Annotated in this window: 22 protein-coding genes and 1 pseudogene; 15 read left to right on the top strand and 8 right to left on the bottom strand. The window is 69.8% G+C overall.

Going from position 1 to position 17,964, the window contains the following annotated elements; translation table 11 throughout:
• The 3 genes from ACFVWW_RS33870 (at window position 1) to ppdK (ending at window position 4,914) form a co-directional block, all read left to right on the top strand.
• Entirely contained in the window at window positions 1-1,122 is a 1,122-nt protein-coding gene (locus ACFVWW_RS33870) for an ABC transporter ATP-binding protein (RefSeq protein WP_386877512.1), read from the top strand.
• A gap of 14 nt (window positions 1,123-1,136) precedes the next feature.
• Entirely contained in the window at window positions 1,137-1,835 is a 699-nt protein-coding gene (locus ACFVWW_RS33875; RefSeq protein WP_384192989.1) for an HAD family hydrolase, read from the top strand.
• 340 nt (window positions 1,836-2,175) lie between these two features.
• Window positions 2,176-4,914 carry a pyruvate, phosphate dikinase gene (ppdK, locus tag ACFVWW_RS33880; RefSeq protein WP_386877511.1) on the top strand — a complete coding sequence of 913 codons (2,739 nt, stop codon included), beginning with the start codon at window positions 2,176-2,178 and terminating at the stop codon, window positions 4,912-4,914.
• Between the two features lie 160 nt (window positions 4,915-5,074).
• On the opposite strand, the gene ACFVWW_RS33885 is transcribed toward ppdK, so the two are convergent.
• On the bottom strand, window positions 5,075-6,229 hold the full coding sequence (locus ACFVWW_RS33885; protein ID WP_384189309.1) for an alkaline phosphatase PhoX: 1,155 nt from the start codon (window positions 6,227-6,229) through the stop codon (window positions 5,075-5,077).
• Between the two features lie 281 nt (window positions 6,230-6,510).
• On the opposite strand from ACFVWW_RS33885, the gene ACFVWW_RS33890 reads away from it, so the two are divergent.
• Window positions 6,511-6,924 (top strand): VOC family protein, encoded by a 414-nt coding sequence (locus tag ACFVWW_RS33890; RefSeq protein ID WP_384189308.1) that lies wholly within the window; start codon window positions 6,511-6,513, stop codon window positions 6,922-6,924.
• On the opposite strand, the gene ACFVWW_RS33895 is transcribed toward ACFVWW_RS33890, so the two are convergent.
• Window positions 6,884-7,873, bottom strand: a complete 990-nt coding sequence (locus ACFVWW_RS33895) for an oxidoreductase (RefSeq protein ID WP_386877510.1) — start codon at window positions 7,871-7,873, stop codon at window positions 6,884-6,886. The two genes, ACFVWW_RS33890 and ACFVWW_RS33895, sit on opposite strands and share 41 nt — an antisense overlap.
• A 168-nt stretch (window positions 7,874-8,041) precedes the next feature.
• On the opposite strand from ACFVWW_RS33895, the gene ACFVWW_RS33900 reads away from it, so the two are divergent.
• Window positions 8,042-8,821 (top strand): sulfite exporter TauE/SafE family protein, encoded by a 780-nt coding sequence (locus tag ACFVWW_RS33900; RefSeq protein ID WP_384331561.1) that lies wholly within the window; start codon window positions 8,042-8,044, stop codon window positions 8,819-8,821.
• 51 nt (window positions 8,822-8,872) lie between these two features.
• On the opposite strand, the gene ACFVWW_RS33905 is transcribed toward ACFVWW_RS33900, so the two are convergent.
• From ACFVWW_RS33905 to ACFVWW_RS33915, 3 genes are all read right to left on the bottom strand, one after another.
• Complete coding sequence (locus tag ACFVWW_RS33905; protein ID WP_386877509.1) at window positions 8,873-9,490, bottom strand: class F sortase; 618 nt, start codon at window positions 9,488-9,490, stop codon at window positions 8,873-8,875.
• A gap of 161 nt (window positions 9,491-9,651) precedes the next feature.
• Window positions 9,652-10,158, bottom strand: coding sequence for a hypothetical protein (locus ACFVWW_RS33910; RefSeq protein ID WP_386877508.1), 507 nt, complete (start codon window positions 10,156-10,158; stop codon window positions 9,652-9,654).
• A 253-nt stretch (window positions 10,159-10,411) separates the two neighbouring features.
• A complete protein-coding gene (locus ACFVWW_RS33915; protein ID WP_386877507.1) occupies window positions 10,412-11,200 on the bottom strand; it encodes an aminotransferase class IV family protein in 789 nt (262 codons plus the stop codon).
• Between the two features lie 115 nt (window positions 11,201-11,315).
• On the opposite strand from ACFVWW_RS33915, the gene ACFVWW_RS33920 reads away from it, so the two are divergent.
• From ACFVWW_RS33920 to ACFVWW_RS33930, 3 genes are all read left to right on the top strand, one after another.
• Window positions 11,316-11,969, top strand: coding sequence for an NADPH-dependent FMN reductase (locus tag ACFVWW_RS33920; protein ID WP_386877506.1), 654 nt, complete (start codon window positions 11,316-11,318; stop codon window positions 11,967-11,969).
• Window positions 11,970-12,083: 114 nt separating this feature from the next.
• Entirely contained in the window at window positions 12,084-12,413 is a 330-nt protein-coding gene (gene cutA / locus ACFVWW_RS33925) for a divalent-cation tolerance protein CutA (protein ID WP_384189299.1), read from the top strand.
• Window positions 12,410-12,889: a gamma-glutamylcyclotransferase family protein gene (locus tag ACFVWW_RS33930; protein ID WP_386877505.1), complete on the top strand. Its 480-nt coding sequence runs from the start codon at window positions 12,410-12,412 to the stop codon at window positions 12,887-12,889. Before cutA ends, ACFVWW_RS33930 begins: the two co-directional genes overlap by 4 nt.
• Before the next feature lie 58 nt (window positions 12,890-12,947).
• Here ACFVWW_RS33930 and ACFVWW_RS33935 read toward each other — a convergent pair whose 3' ends face one another.
• The 3 genes from ACFVWW_RS33935 to ACFVWW_RS33945 are packed head-to-tail and all read right to left on the bottom strand — an operon-like array spanning window position 12,948 to window position 14,176.
• Window positions 12,948-13,094, bottom strand: coding sequence for a hypothetical protein (locus ACFVWW_RS33935; protein ID WP_386877736.1), 147 nt, complete (start codon window positions 13,092-13,094; stop codon window positions 12,948-12,950).
• A gap of 48 nt (window positions 13,095-13,142) precedes the next feature.
• On the bottom strand, window positions 13,143-13,352 hold the full coding sequence (locus ACFVWW_RS33940; protein WP_386877504.1) for a DUF397 domain-containing protein: 210 nt from the start codon (window positions 13,350-13,352) through the stop codon (window positions 13,143-13,145).
• Window positions 13,349-14,176 carry a helix-turn-helix domain-containing protein gene (locus ACFVWW_RS33945; protein ID WP_386877503.1) on the bottom strand — a complete coding sequence of 276 codons (828 nt, stop codon included), beginning with the start codon at window positions 14,174-14,176 and terminating at the stop codon, window positions 13,349-13,351. The genes ACFVWW_RS33940 and ACFVWW_RS33945 overlap by 4 nt, the downstream gene beginning before the upstream one ends.
• A 106-nt stretch (window positions 14,177-14,282) precedes the next feature.
• Between ACFVWW_RS33945 and ACFVWW_RS33950 the strand changes: the two genes are divergently transcribed.
• From ACFVWW_RS33950 to ACFVWW_RS33980, 7 genes and pseudogenes are all read left to right on the top strand, one after another.
• The gene (locus tag ACFVWW_RS33950) at window positions 14,283-14,543 is read left to right on the top strand and encodes a hypothetical protein (RefSeq protein WP_383914531.1); all 261 of its coding nucleotides are present in this window, start codon (window positions 14,283-14,285) and stop codon (window positions 14,541-14,543) included.
• On the top strand, window positions 14,540-14,764 hold the full coding sequence (locus ACFVWW_RS33955; protein WP_386877502.1) for a hypothetical protein: 225 nt from the start codon (window positions 14,540-14,542) through the stop codon (window positions 14,762-14,764). The genes ACFVWW_RS33950 and ACFVWW_RS33955 overlap by 4 nt, the downstream gene beginning before the upstream one ends.
• Window positions 14,761-15,120: pseudogene (locus ACFVWW_RS33960) on the top strand (hypothetical protein); the annotation flags it as partial. The gene ACFVWW_RS33955 and the pseudogene ACFVWW_RS33960, both read left to right, overlap by 4 nt.
• Window positions 15,081-15,236 carry an NUDIX domain-containing protein gene (locus ACFVWW_RS33965; protein WP_384189290.1) on the top strand — a complete coding sequence of 52 codons (156 nt, stop codon included), beginning with the start codon at window positions 15,081-15,083 and terminating at the stop codon, window positions 15,234-15,236. The pseudogene ACFVWW_RS33960 and the gene ACFVWW_RS33965, both read left to right, overlap by 40 nt.
• 134 nt (window positions 15,237-15,370) lie before the next feature.
• Window positions 15,371-16,234: a radical SAM protein gene (locus ACFVWW_RS33970; protein WP_386877501.1), complete on the top strand. Its 864-nt coding sequence runs from the start codon at window positions 15,371-15,373 to the stop codon at window positions 16,232-16,234.
• Window positions 16,235-16,245: 11 nt separating this feature from the next.
• Window positions 16,246-17,391: a methyltransferase domain-containing protein gene (locus ACFVWW_RS33975; protein WP_386877500.1), complete on the top strand. Its 1,146-nt coding sequence runs from the start codon at window positions 16,246-16,248 to the stop codon at window positions 17,389-17,391.
• A gap of 137 nt (window positions 17,392-17,528) precedes the next feature.
• Window positions 17,529-17,873, top strand: coding sequence for a hypothetical protein (locus ACFVWW_RS33980; protein WP_384189286.1), 345 nt, complete (start codon window positions 17,529-17,531; stop codon window positions 17,871-17,873).
• Window positions 17,874-17,964 lie beyond the last annotated feature (91 nt).

Genomic DNA, 17,964 nt, shown 5'->3' on the forward strand with positions numbered 1-17,964 from the left:
ATGACATCCACGCCATCCAGCTCCACAGCGACCGCCGAGCGGCCGGAGCCGGCGTCCGCCGCCGGCGCCCTGGTCGAATTCCGCGGTCTGCGCCGGGCCTTCGGCTCCACCGTCGCCCTCAACGGCCTCGACCTGACGGCCAGGCCCGGTGAACTGCTCGCCCTGCTGGGCCCCTCGGGCTGCGGCAAGACCACGGCGCTGCGCGTCCTCGCCGGCTTCGAACAGCCGGACGCGGGCGAGGTGCTGGTGGACGGTGAGGACATCACCCGGGTGCCGGCCAACCGGCGCGACGCGGGCATGGTCTTCCAGTCGTACAGCCTCTTCCCGCACCTCAACGCCCGCGACAACGTGGCCTTCGGGCTGCGCGTGCGCAAGGTGTCCACCGCCGAGAGGCACGCCCGCGCCGCCGAACTGCTCGACCTGGTCGGCCTGCCCGAGCACGGCGACCGCTTCCCGCACCAGATGTCCGGCGGCCAGCAGCAGCGCGTCGCACTCGCCCGCGCGCTGGCGCTGCGCCCGCGCGTCCTGCTGCTCGACGAACCCCTCTCGGCACTCGATGCCAAGGTCAGGCTGTCGCTGCGGGAGGAGATCCGGCGGCTCCAGCTGTCGCTGGGCATCACCACGATCTTCGTCACCCACGACCAGGAGGAGGCACTCTCCATGGCCGACCGGGTGGCCGTGCTCAACGCGGGCCGGCTGGAGCAGTGCGCGCCGCCGGCCGAGCTGTACGAGCGGCCCGCCACGCCCTTCGTCGCCGAGTTCGTCGGCACGATGAACCGCCTTCCCGGCCATCTCACGGACGGCGGCCGGGTCGAGGTCGCGGGCAGCACACTGCCCGTCGACGGCGAGATCCCGGCGGGCCGCGCGGTGGAGGTGCTGATCCGGCCCGAGAACGTCACCGCCACCGCCGACCCCGAGGGCACGGCCACGGTCGTGTCCGCGTCCTTCTTCGGCTCGGTCACCCGGGTCCTGCTCGATCTGCCCGGCGGCGGCTCGGTCAAGGCCGATGTGCCGTCGCGGGACGCCGGGCAGCTGACGCCGGGCGTACGGGCGAGCGTCACGCCGGCCCAGCGCCCCGTCCTGGTCGTCCCGGCCGCGGCCGCGGTCCCGGCGGACGCGTGAGGACGCCCGCGGCCGTGCTCTTCGACATGGACGGCACCCTCGTGGACACCGAGGTGCTGTGGTGGGAGACGGCGGACGAGATCGCGGCGGGCCTCGGCCACCGGCTCACCGCCGCGGACGCGCCGGAGGTCGTCGGCCGCGCGGTCGCCGACACCGCCGCCCATCTCGTACGGGTCACGGGCGCGGCCTGCGCCGAGACGGTCGCCACCGAGCTGGCCGGATCGTTCTTCCGGCGGGTCGAGGCGGGGGCGCCGCTGCGGCCGGGCGCCCGGCGGCTGCTGGCCGAACTGGAGCGCGCCGAGGTGCCCTTCGCGCTGGTGAGCGCGTCACCGCGGGCCGTGGTCGACTCGGTGGTCGCGGGCTCGCTGGCCGATGTCCGGTTCGCCTTCACGCTCTCCGCCGACGACACCGTACGGACCAAACCGCACCCCGATCCCTACCGGGTGGCGGCCGAGCGCCTCGGGGTCGGCCCCGGGGCGTGCGTCGCGATCGAGGACTCGCCGGACGGCAGCGCGTCGGCCCAGGCGGCGGGGTGCGCGGTGCTGGTGGTTCCTTCGCTGCTGCCGGTGGACCCGGCGGCCGGCCGGTACTTCGCCGACAGCCTGGAAGACGTGGACCTGACGCTGCTGCGCGGCTGCGCCCCGGGGCCCCAGGTCCAGGACACGCCCGGGACCGGTCCGGATTCTGGACTCCGGGGGCCATCAGGGGCGTGATTCTCGCCACTGTTGATAAGGGCTACGCTCAGATGAGCGATTTGTGAGCGACTGTATCTCCGGAAGGGGTGGCACCCGGTGCCACCCCTTCGGTGTTCAAGTCGTGAACTCAGACGTCGATGTCTACGCTCGTATGAGCGAATGAAGTCATGTGCGGGTCATGCCCGCTTCGAGGAATGAAGGACCCGGAGCCGGCCGACTGCCCCCGGGTCACTTTCGATCTGCTGGCGGACGAGTGGTTAAGGCCGTATGACAGGCAAGTGGCCGTACCGATGCACCTTCGATCTGGGTATGTTCCTCGCCGTCAGGGCAGCACCGCGTCCTCGAGGAGTCGAGACCCGTGTCGGAAAACAAAGATCCCCACGTAGCCACCCACGAGCCCCAGGGCGAGAAGTTCGTCTACGACTTCACCGAGGGCAACAAGGATCTGAAGCACCTCCTCGGCGGTAAGGGTGCCAATCTCGCCGAGATGACCAATCTCGGGCTGCCCGTCCCCCCGGGCTTCACCATCACCACCGAGGCCTGCAACATCTACCTCGACAGCGGCACGGAACCGGCAGCCCTGCGCGAAGAGGTGAGTGTGCACCTCGACGCCCTCGAGAAGAAGATGGGCAAGAAGCTCGGCCAGTCGGACGATCCGCTGCTCGTCTCCGTACGCTCCGGGGCCAAGTTCTCCATGCCCGGCATGATGGAGACTGTGCTCAACGTCGGGCTCTCCGACGCCTCCGTCGCCGGGCTCGCCACGCAGGCCGGTGACGAGCGCTTCGCGTGGGACTCGTACCGCCGGCTGATCCAGATGTTCGGCAAGACCGTGCTCGGCGTCGACGGCGACCTGTTCGAAGCCGCGCTCGAAGAGGCCAAGCGGGCCAAGAAGGCCGCCACCGATGTGGACCTGGAGGCCGGGGACCTCAAGAAGCTGGTCAAGCAGTTCAAGAAGATCGTCTCCCGGGAGGCGGGCCGCGACTTCCCGCAGGACCCGCGCGAGCAGATGGACCTCGCGATCCGCTCGGTCTTCGCCTCGTGGAACACCGACCGCGCCAAGCTCTACCGCCGCCAGGAGCGCATCCCCGGCGACCTGGGCACCGCGGTCACCATCTGTTCGATGGTCTTCGGCAACCTCGGCCCCGACTCGGGTACGGGCGTCGCCTTCACCCGCGACCCCGCCAGCGGCCACCAGGGCGTGTACGGCGACTACCTCCAGAACGCGCAGGGCGAGGATGTCGTCGCGGGCATCCGCAACACCGTGGCGCTCGCCGACCTGGAGACCATCGACAAGGCGTCGTACGACCAGCTGATGCAGATCATGGAGACCCTGGAGACGCACTACCGGGATCTCTGCGACATCGAGTTCACCATCGAGCGCGGCCAGCTGTGGATGCTCCAGACCCGCGTCGGCAAGCGCACCGCCGGGGCCGCCTTCCGGATCGCCACCCAGCTGGTCGACCAGGGCCTGATCGACGAGGCCGAGGCGCTCCAGCGCGTCAACGGCGCCCAGCTCGCCCAGCTGATGTTCCCGCGCTTCGACGAGGACGCGAAGCGCGAGCTGCTCGGGCGCGGCATCGCCGCCTCGCCCGGCGCGGCCGTGGGCAAGGCGGTCTTCGACTCGTACACCGCCATCAAATGGTCCCGGTCCGGCGAGAAGGTCATCCTCATCCGCCGCGAGACCAACCCCGACGACCTGGACGGCATGATCGCCGCCGAGGGCATCCTGACCTCCCGCGGCGGCAAGACCTCGCATGCCGCCGTCGTCGCCCGCGGCATGGGCAAGACATGTGTCTGCGGCGCCGAGGAGCTGGAGGTCGACACCAAGGCACGCCGGATGACGGTGAACGGGACCGTCATCGAGGAGGGCGACGTCGTCTCCGTCGACGGCTCCACCGGCAAGGTCTACCTCGGTGAGGTCCCCGTCGTCCCCTCGCCGGTCGTCGAGTACTTCGAAGGGCGGATGCACGCGGGCGCCGACGACGCCGACGAGCTCGTCGAGGCCGTGCACCGGATGATGGCGTACGCCGACCGCCGCCGCAGGCTGCGCGTGCGCGCCAACGCCGACAACGCGGAGGACGCCCTGCGCGCCCGCCGCTTCGGCGCCCAGGGCATCGGACTGTGCCGGACCGAACACATGTTCCTCGGTGAGCGGCGCGGGATGGTCGAGAAGCTGATCCTCGCCGACACGGACGACGAGCGCTCCGAGGCGCTGACGGCCCTGCTGCCGCTCCAGCGGAAGGACTTCATCGAGCTCTTCGAGGCGATGGACGGCCTTCCCGTGACGGTGCGTCTCCTCGACCCGCCCCTGCACGAGTTCCTTCCCGACATCACCGAACTGTCGGTCCGGGTCGCCCTCGCCGAGGCGCGCAAGGACCACAACGAGAACGATCTGCGCCTCCTCCAGGCCGTCCACCGGCTGCACGAGCAGAACCCGATGCTGGGTCTGCGCGGGGTCCGGCTCGGCCTGGTCATTCCCGGTCTGTTCACCATGCAGGTACGCGCCATCGCGGAGGCGGTCGCCGAGCGCAAGAACGCCAAGGGCGACCCGCGCGCCGAGATCATGATCCCGCTCGTCGGTACGGTCCAGGAGCTGGAGATCGTCCGGGACGAGGCCGAGCTGGTCATCGCCGAGGTCGAGCGGGCCACGGGCGTCGAGATCAAGCTCGCGCTGGGCACGATGATCGAGCTGCCGCGCGCCGCGCTGACCGCGGGACAGATCGCGGAGGCCGCGGAGTTCTTCTCGTTCGGTACGAACGACCTGACCCAGACCGTCTGGGGCTTCTCCCGCGACGACGTGGAGGCGAGCTTCTTCACGGCGTACCTGGAGAAGGGCATCTTCGGGGTCTCGCCGTTCGAGACGATCGACCGGGACGGTGTCGGCGCGCTCGTACGGAGCGCGGTCGAGGCGGGCCGCGCCACCAGGCCCGGCCTCAAGCTGGGCATCTGCGGTGAGCACGGCGGCGACCCGGAGTCGGTGCACTTCTTCCACGACGTGGGCCTGGACTACGTCTCCTGCTCGCCGTTCCGGATCCCGGTGGCGCGGCTGGAGGCGGGCCGCGCGGCGGCCCAGTCGAGCGACAACGACTCCCGCTGAGGAATCGGGCCAGTCACGATTCCCCACAGACACCGCAGCCGCCCGCCGGGACACCCCGACCCTCACCGATCCGGCGGGCGGCTGCGGATACAGCGAAGGGGCGGGCGCCTCGTGCGAAGGCGCCCGCCCCTTCGTCATGCGGTGCCGTCGTGGGCGGGTGCTACGACCGGAACGGGCCCGTCACCTCGTAGGTGATGCCGCCCGACGAGCTTCCGCTCGTACCGCGCTGGCTGGAGAAGTACAGCCGCTTGCCGTCGGGGGAGAACGCCGGTCCGGTGATCTCCGAGCCGGACTGGCCGCCGACCCGCAGGAACGGCGCGACGACATCGTCCGGAGTGATCACACAGATCTCCAGGTTCCCGCCGTCCTCCGCGACGAAGAGATCGCCGGAGGCGGTACCGGTGACATTGTCGACGCCGGTCAGCGGCGCCGTACCGGACACCAGCGAGTCGTCGTAGGCCAGCTCGATGGTGGACGCGGCCGCGTTGTACTGCCAGACCCGGTTGTCGCCCTTGGTGGTGAACCAGCAGGTGTTGTCCGCGTAGTAGCAGCCCTCCCCGCCGTTGAAGCGCTTGGCGCCGGACACCTGGTTGCGGGTGGCCGTGGCGCCGCTGGGGTCGGGTACGGTCGCCCAGCTCACCGGGCCGCTCGTGCCCGTACCGGCGACCAGCACCTCCAGCCGCCCCGCGGACAGATCACCCCAGGTGGCGGGCGTGAAGCGGTAGAAGCAGCCGTCGGTGGTGTCCTCGGTCAGATAGATCGTCTTCCGTACGGGGTCGGCGGCCGCGGCCTCGTGCTTGAAGCGGCCCATCGCGTCCCGCCGTACCGCCGCGTTCACGCCCCACGGGTCGGTCTCGTAGACATAGCCGCGGTCGACCTCCTCGCAGGAGAGCCAGGTGTTCCACGGAGTCTTGCCGCCCGCGCAGTTCTGGTGGGTGCCGGACAGGATCCGGTACGCGCCGGTGATGGCGCCGGCCGAGGAGAAACGGACCGCGCTCGCGCCGCCCGACGGGTCGATCTCCGAGTTGGAGACATAGATCCAGCCGGTGCCGTCCGCGTAACAGGCGCCGCCGTCGGGCGCGTTGTGCCAGGTGTACGACGTACCGGAGACCCGCTGCCCGGACCGGGCGACGATACGGCTGGTGAATCCGGCGGGCAGCCGGATGTTGTTGGCGTCCGCCGCGCCGAGTGCTCCGTAGGGGCCCGCGCCCGGCTGGGCGGGCGCGGCGAAGGCGGCGCCGCGCCACAGGGTGCCGCCGAAGGCCGCGGCCGAGGTGCCGATGACCGCTCCACGCAGGAAACTGCGACGTTCCACTGGTCGCTCCATGGGGGTGTCGTGACCGCCCCGCCGCGCCGGCCGGCGATGCGGGGTCGCGCGCCGACGGAGCCTAGAAGCCCCGCATGGCCGTTGCCTGAACGGACGGTGAGCAGAACGGGGGCGATGTGGCGATGTGCTGACGGCGCCGCGAAGATTCTCTCCGTACGGCGATGAGTTCGCCGCGGACTCAGGGTCTACCCCTCCGAAAGCACGCAGCCCGAAAGCGCACAGCGGCCGGCGCAGCGGCCGGTCGGGCCCGGACGGAAGAGAGACGGCTCATGTCCCCCACCCTCATCTTCGTGAACCTCCCCGTGAAGGACCTGGAGACCTCCAGGACGTTCTTCAGCAAGCTCGGCTACACGTTCAACGCGCAGTTCAGCGACGAGTCCACCGCCTGCCTCGTCATCAGTGACACCATCTACGCGATGCTCCTGGAGGAGTCGCGCTTCAAGGAGTTCACCCGGAAGGACGTGGCGGACGCCTCGAAGACCACCGAAGTCATCCTCGCCCTCGGTGTCGAGAGCAGAGAGAAGGTCGACGAGCTGGCCGACACCGCCCTCGCGTCCGGCGGCTCCCCGGCCAATGAGCCGATCGATCACGGCTTCATGTACGGCCGCTCCTTCCAGGACCCGGACCAGCACATCTGGGAGGTCATGTGGATGGACCCCGCGGCCGTCGAGCCGCAGGGCTGAGCCCCTCGAAGCGCACCCCGGTGAGCCGCTCCGACTCCGTCCACAGCCGCTCGCCGGCGGCGTCGTTCAGGGTCCAGGGCGCACGCCAGGACGGGACGGGGGCGCCCCGCCAGCCCTGGAGCCTGGGGCCCGTGAAGGTGTCGGACCGTACACCGGGCGCCGTCGCCGCGTACAGCGTCGGCAGCGCCCCGGCCTCGGGCGACTGGGCGATGATCCTGTTGACGAGGGTGACGATCCGCTCGGCGGTCCTGCGGCCCTCCATCCGGACGGCCGCGGTCTGCAGATTGGTGGACGCGTAGCCGGGCTGTGCCGCGTTGGCGACGACATCGGAGCCGGCGGCGGCCAGCCTCCTCGCCAGCTCGTGGACGAAGAGCAGATTCGCCGACTTGGAGCGGCCGTAGGCAACCCAGCGGCGGTACCGGCGCTCGCTGTTGAGATCGCGGATATCGATATTGGCCGCCGCGTGCATGGTGCTGGAGACGGTCACCACCCGCGCCCGCGTGGCGTTCAGCAGCCGGGGGAGAAGCCGCCCGGTGAGGGCGAAGTGCCCGAGGTGATTGACGCCGAACTGGGTCTCGAAGCCGTCGGCCGTCGTTCCGTACGGCAGGGCCATCACGCCCGCGTTGTTGATGAGCAGATTGAGCCGCTCGTAGGGGAAGGAGGCCGCGAACTCCCGTACGGAGGACAGGTCCGCCAGATCCAGCGGCCGGAACTCCACCTCGGCGCCGGGTACTTCCGCGGTGATGAGGGCGGCGGCCTCCGCGCCGCGGGTCTCGCTGCGGCAGCCGAGGACGACGCGTGCGCCGCGCCGGGCCAGTTCGCGTGCCGTCGCCAGCCCGATCCCGCTGTTGGCCCCCGTGACCACGGCGGTGCGGCCACGCTGGTCGGGGATGTCGCTTGCGTTCCAGTCGGTCATCGGCATGCGCTGCTCCTCGTACGTCTCACGCATCGTGCATGTCCCGGAGGCGAAGAGCCGTCGCCCCGCCGTTTCAGCCTACGACCTGCCGGGCGCCACGCGTCCGACCTCGGCCCCCGCGCCCGGCGCGAACCTCTGACGTAGCTCAACTCTGCCGGGATCGATGGACGGGCCACCCATCCCGTCCATAAGGTCGCGAGCATGCCCGAGATCTCTCTGACCATGCTTGTTGTGCTCTGTCTCGCCGCCGCCGCGGCCGGCTGGATCGACGCCGTGGTGGGCGGTGGAGGGCTGCTGCTCCTGCCCGCGCTGCTGCTCGGGCTGCCGCATGTCCCCACCGCGCAGATCCTCGGCACCAACAAGGCGGTGGCCATCGTCGGGACCTCGGGCGCCGCGGTGACGTATCTGCGCAGCGCTCCCGTCGACGTCAGGACGGCCGTACGGATCGGACTCGCGGCGCTCGCCGGTTCGATGGGCGGCGCCTTCTTCGCGGCCGGGATCAGCAGCGAGGTGCTGCGCCCCGTGATCATGGTGGTGCTGCTGGGGGTGGCGGCCTTTGTCATGCTGCGGCCGTCCTTCGGCGGTGCGCAGGCGGGCGGCCCGGTCACCCGCCGTCGTATGGCCATCGCGATAGTCCTGGTCGGCGGCGGGATCGGCTTTTACGACGGGCTTTTCGGACCCGGCACAGGAACGTTTCTGGTGCTGGCGCTCACCGCCGTACTCCACCTCGATCTGGTGACGGCCTCCGCCACCGCGAAGATCGTGAACGTCTGCACCAATGGCGGGGCGCTCGCGATGTTCGCCTACCAGGGCACGGTGATGTGGCAGCTGGCCGGGCTGATGGCGGTGTTCAATCTGGCGGGCGGGATGTTCGGCGCGCGGATGGCGCTCAGGAAGGGCAGCGAGTTCGTGCGTGGGGTGCTGCTGGTGGTCGTGTTCTCGCTGGTCGCGAAGTTGGCGTTCGACCAGTGGACGGCCTGAGCGGGCTCTGTCACACACCGATGAGCGGGCCTGTCTCACGATGAGCGGGCGCTATCTCACACCGATGAGATGGGCGAACGCCACCACGTTGCCCTGGTAGCCGCCCTTCTTGGAGAAGCCGCCGCCGCAGGTGATCACCCGCAGCTCCGCCCGGTCGGCGGCCCCGTAGACCTTGCGGTCGGGGAAGGCGGTGTTCTCGTACACCTCGACGGCGTCGACCGTGAAGACGGCGGTGCGGCCGTCCTGGCGGGTCACCTCGACGCGGTGGCCCTTTTTGAGCGAGCCCAGGTCGTAGAAGACGGCGGGCCCCTGTGCGTTGTCGACATGACCGGCGACGATCGCGGTGCCCTTGGCGCCCGGGGCGGTGCCGTCCTTGTACCAGCCGGCGACATCGCTGTCCTCGGGCGGCGGTACGTCGAGGCTGCCGTCGGCCGCCAGGCCCAGCCGTATGAGGGGCGCGTCCACCGTGATCTCGGGGATGCGCAGCCGTATGGGGGCGGAGGGCGACAGGGGGGCCGCGGCCGCCTCCGTGTGCTGCCGGGGGCCGGCGGCGAAGGCCTCGGCGGCGGACGGCATGGGCGGGGTCACCGGGCGGGAGCCGTTCTGGACGAGCCAGACACCGGTACAGACGGCCACGGCTATCAGCCAGCCCTTGCCCTTCGCGGTCATGAGTCCATCGCGGTCATGAGTCCAGTCCTCCGGACGAGATTCCAGGAATGCGGGATCCCCGGGGCGGGTCTCCAGGAATGCGGGATCCCCGCCCCCGTCAGCGATGAGCGTGACGGGGGCGGGGACGAGGGGCGGGCACGGGGCGGTGGAGACCGGCCCCGTCAGCTGACCTGCGCGCCGCTCGCCCGGCGGTGCAGGAGCCATGTCCCGCCTACGGCGGCCGCGGCCAGTACGGCCACACCCGCCGCGATCTGGTGGGTGTCGGGGGAGACGCTGCCACCGACACCTGTCCTTACATGACCGGTCGGCTCGTCGCGCTCCCGGGCACGGTCACCGGAGGCTTCCTTGCCGCGGTCACCAGCGACCTCCTTGCCACGGTCGCCGGCCTCTTTGGCGCGGTCACCACTGGCTTCCTTGCCGCGGTCGCCGGCCGACTCCTTGCCGGTCTGACACTTCTCTCCGACGGCCTTCGCGGCTTCCTTGCCGCCGCCGTCCCGGTCACAGTCAGGGGCGCTGACGGACACGGAGGTGGCGGCGCCCGCGATCGACCCGGACAGTTCCCGCTGATCAAAACCGCCGGCGAACGCAGTGGTGGCGCTCGCGGCGGTCAGTGCTATCGATGCGGCCGCCAGCGCGGTTGCGGTGAGCAGGCGGTCAGTGGGGCGCATGGTGATCCTCCTGGGCAGCGGTAGTCGTTACCTCAGAGATAAGGCGCCCTTCGCCGCGCACGCCTGCTGATGACCGGTCAGATTCGCGGTTCGGGGTCCTGGCCGCTCGCGTGTCAGGGGGCGTCGCCGCAGGTCATGAGGGATGACGCCGCATCAGCCCGATCGCTGCGCGTCCCGCGCTGAACGGGTGACAGGTGGTCGGCGGATGGCAGCCGTTCGGCGGACAGGGCCTCGGCCCTGTCCGGCCGTCGGCTCAGAGGCGGTCCCACTCCACCCCGTCGTACACCTCGGCCACCGTCTTCAGCACCGCCGCGTCGCCGGGGAAGACCGTGTCGTCGATCCGGGCGACCGGGGCGACGCCGCGTGAGTTGGTGACGAAGGCGGTCCGGTACCGGGAGAGGTCCGCCAGGGTGACCTCGCGGCGGACCGACGGGAGACCGGCGGCCGGGAGGCGGGGCTCCAGCAGGGCCATCGCGATGCCCGTCAGCACCGGTGCGTCCGGCCAGACCACCGAACCGCCGTCCCAGAAGCCGATATTGGCGATCGAACTCTCCGCCACCACGCCACCGGGACCGGTGAGCAGCGCGTCGTCGAAGCCCGCGCGCTCGGCGACCCGGCCGTAGTGGATCTGGGCGAAGCCGCCCAGATGCTTGATGTGCGGGACGGGACGCTGGTACGGGACGGACATCAGGCTCTGCGCCCGGTCGTCCGGGGCGGCGGGCGGCCGTACCGTCACCATCAAGGTCGCGTCCGCCGTCCCCTCCGGCCAGTGGACGTACACCCGGACCGAGGCGTCCCGTACGTCACCGAGCGCGTGCCGGAGCAGGGCCCGTACCCGCTCGCCGTCCAGACCGGCGCCGAACAGTTCCTCGGTCGCCGCGTCCAGCCGGGCGAGATGGAGGGCCAGGCCGCGTACCCGGCCACCCCTGACCTGCATCGCGGTGAAGTGCCCGTAGGTGTCGAGCGCGCGGAGCCGCAGGTCCGCCTCGGTGGCGGGCCGGCCGTCGACCTCGATCAGCAGATGCGGAGCAGTGGTTGTCATGCCCCTCACCGTACGACGCGCTCAGTCGGTGGCTTCCTCGGCGTTCGAGGCGAGAGACGACATGCGGGCCACGCCCGCTTGACCTGAACCAAGGTTGACGTATGACGCTCTCCCCATGGACATCACGACAGACCTCGCGCCCCGCACGACCGCCGACACGGCCGCGCCTCAATCCGCCGCCGCGTCCCTCCCCGAACCCCTGAAACTCGCCGTCATCCTGGGCAGCAACCGGGAAGGACGCTTCGGCCCGGTCGTGTCCGACTGGTTCCTCTCCCGCGTCGCCGATCGCCCGGACTTCACCACTGAACTGATCGATCTGGCCGAGGCGGATCTGCCGACCGGCCTCTCCTTCAAGCCCGGCCCCGCCGTCCGCGCCGAACTCGCCAAGGTCACCCCGCGGCTGGCCGGCGCCGACGCCTTCGTCGTGCTCACCCCCGAGTACAACCACTCGTTCCCCGCCTCCCTCAAGTCGCTGATCGACTGGCACTTCGGCGAATGGCAGGCGAAGCCCGTCGGCTTCGTCTCCTACGGCGGGATCTCCGGCGGACTGCGCGCCGTCGAGCAGCTGCGCCAGGTCTTCGCCGAACTGCACGCCGTCACCGTCCGGGACACGGTCTCCTTCCACCACGCGGGCGCGCGTTTCGACGACGACGGCCGGCACAAGGACCCGGCCGACTGCGACGCGGCCGCCACGGTGATGCTCGACCAGCTCGCCTGGTGGGGGCTGGCCCTGCGGGATGCCAAGTCCGCCCGCCCGTACGCCGGCTGACGCCCCGGCACGTGGCTCCCCTGGGCGGTGGTGCGACCGCCGTGCGTACGGTGCTGTACTACCGCCAGGTCCGGGACGCAGGTCCCGGCCTCACGACCCCGAAGGAGCCCGCCCGTGCCCCTCGCCGCGTGCCTGACCGTGCTGACCACGACCGACAGCGCCGACAAGGCCGAGGAACTCGCCCGCGGCGTGATCGAGGCCCGCCTCGCCGCCTGCGCGCAGATCTCCGCCCCGGTCACCTCGGTCTACCGTTGGCAGGGCGCGATCGAGACCGCCGAGGAGTGGCAGATCCTCTTCAAGACCACCGCTGCCTGCTACGAAGCGCTGGAGGCCCATCTGAAGGCCGCCCACGACTACGACACGCCGGAGATCATCGCCACGCCCGTGGTGCGGGGCAGCACGGCGTATCTGGCGTGGCTCACGGAGGAGACCGTCGCACCATGAGGACCGGGCGTGAGGGGGAGCGGGCGCTGCCGTTCTTCGTCTACGGCACGCTGCGGCCGGGCGAGCACAACCACGATCTGTTCCTGCGCGGCCGCACGGCGGGGGAGGAAGCGGCCCGGCTGGAGGGAGCGCTCCTGTACGACGGTCCCGGCTATCCGTATGCGATCGAGGCTCCCGGCACGATCGTCGGCGAGCTGGTGACGGCAGCGCCGGGGGCGTACGGCGAACTGCTCCGCGTACTCGACGAGCTGGAGGAGTACGGAGCGCCCGGCGACCCCGGCAATGTGTACGAACGGGCCGCCCGCGATGTCCTGCGGGCGGACGGCACCACGGCCAGGGCCTGGGTGTACTTCGCGGCGCCGCGCGTGGCCCATGAACTGCGGGCGCGGGGGCGCCTGATCGCCGGCGGCGACTGGATCGCCTGGACCGCACCCGTACGAGGCAACGCGGTCGGCCCCGACCCGGGGCGCGCGTAGCGGCGCGACCGCCGCCCGACCCGCACCGCGCACACCGTGGACCCCGGCGCGTCCGCCGTCAGCCGGTCCCGCGCGTCGCCAGTGCCTCGGTCACCCCCGTCTCCACCGGACCCAGAAATCTGGGATCGGGGCGCAGCACGGCGTCGAGCGTCCCCTTGCCGGCGGCGAACATCTCCCTGGTGCGGACACAGCGAAGTCCCATCATGCCGTTGCATGACGGGTCAACTCTGCGGCTCAGCAGGTCGGTTGGGGGTCAGGCAGTGCCGAACTCTCCAGCTTTTACGCCTGCCACGAGGGACGAGAACGCACCAGCGGGGAAGGTGAGAACCGGGCCGGTCGTGTTCTTGGAGTCACGGACGGGAACCACGCCGCGCGAGACGACGAAGTTATCCGCAACCTCGATGCACTGACCACCGTTCTCACTGTACGAAGACTTGAACCAGCGGGGGGATTCAGTCGTCACGGGGTGCCCTTTCGTAACCGTTCGATCATGGCCACAGACTCCGCCTGCGAAGCGGCTTCAGCCTGTAGCTGATGGTAGGCCGTCAGCATGGGCAGCACGAACATGCTTTCTCGTTCGAGGTGCCCCCGTTGGGCGGACTCCGCGTACGACATGAGCGACCGATCCGGCATCGTAAGAACGGTCACGGGCAGGCTGAGAGGGCGGCGAACCCCCATGCCGAACGGGGCGATCTGGATCACCGAGTTCGGTAGCTCGGCGAACTCGACCAGACGTGCAAACTGATCCGCCATGACCGCGCTGCCCCCGATTGGTCGTCTAAGGCAGCTTTCGTCAAGCACTACAAAGACCAGTGGGAGCGGCTGCCGGATCAACGATGCTTGGCGCTCCGCAACGAGCGTGATTCGTTCGCCCCCTTGCTCAGAGCTGATGGCTCCCCGCTTGACGGTTCCTGCGGTGAGCGCCGCTGCGTACTCCGGTGTCTGAAGAAGCCCAGGGATAACACCTACCTCATAGAGTCGGATCTCTGCCGCTTGCGCCTCATGTGCGACGTACTCCGGGAACCCCTCCAACAGCGCGTTTGTGCGTACGGCCCGGCCCTGACGTTCGAGCCGGTCGCCCGTCCCGAACACCTTGTCAGCACTGTTCGCGAAACGGGGAGTTGGGGACCGACGGCCAGTTTCGACGGCTGAAATATGCGTCCCCGAGTAGCCCATGCGTTCGGCTAGTTCATCCTGCGTCCACCCGCGCTCGTCCCGCAACGTGCGCAAACGCTCGCCGAAGGCTGCGACCGGCGAACTTTCGGGGTCCAACTCTTTGCGGTTCAACGGCGTTCACCCAACTCCCCGTTCAAGTGGTGCAAGTTGAAGACTTCTGAACTCTAGGACACGCTGAGCCGCCCTGGTAGTGGAGTCACTACGGAGAGGAGCGGCGGTGTCTGCGCAGAACATTCCCACAGACGGGCAGGAACCCGCCCACGTTCCGAACCCCGGCACGCTCATGGTGGACACCAGCCGTGAAGACCGTGTTGGAGAGTTCCGCGGAGTCGCCGGCCCGTACTGGTCGCTCCGCCCGATGAACGGCGGAACCGAATGGGAAGCGGAGCCCCGGCACGTCCGCCTCGCTGACCCCATAGAGCGGCTGCAAGCCGAAAACGCGCGTTGCAACGCTCGGAGCCGGGGGGAGTGGCTGTGAGAGCACCAGTCCGCCTACTCGTCCGGCTCGTCCTCGCCGCGGGGGCCGTGGAAGTCCACTTACGGCAGCGCTTCCCCCGGATCATGTGGGCACTCACCCCGCACCCGCCCGCGCATGACCAGCCGTTCGTCGAGCCGCACGCGTTCTTGGACGGTGTGGACGCGGCCGCCGACCAGCTTCGGAACCTGGTCCGCCCCGACAACGGTGAGCGTGCCGCATGACCGATGTTGAGTACATCGCCGAGGTGTACGCGGGTGACGCTTTGACGACCGTCTATCTCGGCGGGTTCGTCGCTCCGTCCCGCCGGCTCGCGCTCCGGTGGCTCCGCGGGCAAGCTCTCCGATTCGCGGGAGGGCTGGACCCCGACCCGTACGCCGAGTGGGTTCCGCCCCCTGCGCTTCGACCGGTGACGCACGCCGAGCGGGACGCACCTGCCGAGCTTCGGTCTTGGGCCGACAGCAACGAGCACCAGGACGAGGCGGCGCGGCAGCTCGCAGCGGGTCGCACCTTCCAGTTCGTTGCCTGCGACGAGACCGGTTGGTACGGGCTCACCGCTCGCCCCGTGGTCGTCCCGGCCCCCTGCCCGGCGGATGCGCACGCCCGAACGAGTCGGCTCGGGAAGCGTGTACGCGGGAGGTCCTGGAGGAGACCGGTCTATCGGTCTCGCCTCACCAGGTCTTGACCGTCCACTAGCCACACCACACCACACACGGAGCGGCGAATCCGCAGCGCCCTGGATGCCCTACAGCGCGGCGGTGGCGGGGTCGAGTACCTCGAAAACCTGTGACTCCGTCCGCGCGGACACCCCACCCGAGAGGACATCGATCATGACAACACTCATTGAGCCGCCCACACGAAAGACTGTCCCGCTCAACTCCCTTGAACTGGAGGTCACTGCGGGCTGTCAGCTCAAGTGCACGCACTGCCTGTCCGAGTCCAGTCCTCAGGGGACACACGGCACGATGACTCCTGCGGACTGGCAGGCTGTCGTCACGGACGCGGCGGCCCTCGGCATCCCGCAAATCCAGCTGATCGGCGGTGAGCCCACGATGTATCCGCATTGGATCCAGCTCACCGACCTCGCTCTGTCGCTCGGTCTCCGAGTGGAGATCTACAGCAACTTGTTCCAAGTCCGTCCTCAGTGGTGGGACGTATTCCAGAGGGACGGGGTGACCCTCGGGACGAGCTACTACAGCAACGACCCCGACGAACACGACACCATCACGGGCAAGCCGGGAAGCTACCTTCGCACCCGCTTCAACATCCAACAGGCGGTCTCTCGCGGTATCCCGATTCGGGCCGGCATCGTGGATGTGATCGACGGGCAGCACGTCGCCGAAGCGCGCGCCGAGCTGACTGCCATGGGCGTGACGCGGATCAACACGGACCGGGTGCGGGCGGTCGGACGTGCCGCATTGCCGGACCAGACCCCCAGCGTCGACGAACTCTGTGGACGCTGCGGACGGGGGCGTGCTGCGGTGCTGCCGAACGGTGACCTCGCCCTCTGCGTGCTGTCGCGGTTCATGCCATGCGCCAACGTGTTGGAAACACCGCTCGCGGACATCCTCGGCAGCCCCGAATGGACAGCGGCTGTCGAAAGCATCCCGTCCCGTACGCATGCCATGTGCACCCCGGACGATTCGAGTGACTGCGATCCTGCGAGCACCGAAGCATGCGACCCCGCCTACTAGAAGGGCCGCACATGGAGTGGAAGACATACGCGGGCGGGCTTGCCGCCCGAGTGACCGACCCCGATTCACGCTGGCGCGCTCCCGTTGCGGGAACCTCCCGGCATGATCTGGTGCCCCGGTGGTGGGAGCCGGACGGGCATGGCTCGTGGGTACTGCGCGACGGTGCTGCCGACCCGGCGGAGTGGATGGAAGCCGCATACGCGGACCGGTCGTTGGTCACCAGGGTTGGCGCGTTGCACGCCGACCATGCGAAGGCCGGCGACCGGCCCCACGGTCTGCCTACATCGTCCGCCACGCTGCCGAGTCTGGTCGTGCGCATGCTTCGGCATGGGCGGCTTGGGCCGGGGCTGTCGCTTCTGGACCTGGGCACCGGAGCCGGCGGGCTCACCGCGTACGCGTCCAGTCGGTTCGGAGCCGAGAACGTGACGAGCTTGGACGTGGACGCGTACGTGACCAGCGCGGCGGGTGAACGGCTCGCGTCCATGGGCTATCACCCCGAGTTCGTCACCGCGGATGCGACCGAGCACGTTCCCGGATCGTATGACCGCATCGTGTCCACGGTGGGGCTTCCCGCCGGTCCGGGGCTCCGTCCGATCCTCGCCTCACTGGAACCCGGCGGACGCGTCGCAACCACGCTCGGGCGAACCTGTCTGATCATCACCGGGTGGAAGCACGGGAATGGCGACGTGATCGGGCAAGTAGAGCGGGACACGGCGGGCTTCATGCTCACTCGGTCCGGCGACGACTACCCGCCTGCCCTCGCCGAGCTGTTCGCCCTCGCCCGGAGCACGGAAGGGGACGAGCGCAGTACGGGCCGCTATCCCGTGGTGGACGTGGCCGAAGCGTGGGAACTCCGATCCATGTTGGAGATCACGACACCGGGCGTGGAACTCGGATACGAGACTCACGACCGGACCCGGACCGCCTACCTGGTCCACCCGGACGGTTCATGGGCCCGAGCGTCCGCCGAGTTCATTGCCCCACCAACCGTTCACCAGGGCGGACCGCAACGGCTCTGGACTGCCCTGGAGCGCATCCGTAACCGGCTCAACGCGGAAGGGTCGTTGCCGGTGCTCGGCGCACGGGTGCGCATCACGCCCGATGGGGTGTGCCATCTGTCCCGCGGGAAGTGGCGCGCTGCCATCGGCGACCGATAGACCCCGCGCGGTGAGGGAACGAAGCCACGTCCGAACGCCGGCCTGTTCGGGCGGGGCTTCCTACTGTCACGACTCCCAAGGAAGCCAGAACCATGCTCCAATGCACCGCCGTGGCAGCGTTGCCACCTTTCGAAACCATGCTGGAACTGCTTATGTCCGGCAACCCGCCCGCGGAGCTGATGGAGGCCGTAGCCACACACGCCGTATGCGAACTCGGCGAGGGGCATGGCGGGGAACACGCCGACCACGTTTGGGACGAGGACGAGCGGGGTGGAGCGATGTGGTTCCTATGGACCGACTCGGCGCACCGGTTCGCGGTTCTGCGGTGGTGCGAGACCCTTGCTGCCGACCCTGACGAGGCGTGCACGGTGTTCGCGGAGCACCCGTCTGCGCACTCATGGGCTGTTGTTGATCCGGTCCGCGAAGCACTCTGGGCAGACGTGGAACGCCACCCGGAACGATGGGAATTCGGCGGGGGCTAGGGCGTGTTGCGAAAGTCCCGCCTGGCTCGCGACGCCCGGCACGCACGCTCGCCGCGTTGTCGGAGTCGTCCAAGTACGTCCAGTACGAGGA

Origin of the sequence: Streptomyces sp. NPDC058198, from assembly GCF_042882605.1 — a bacterium.
GTDB lineage: Bacteria > Actinomycetota > Actinomycetes > Streptomycetales > Streptomycetaceae > Streptomyces.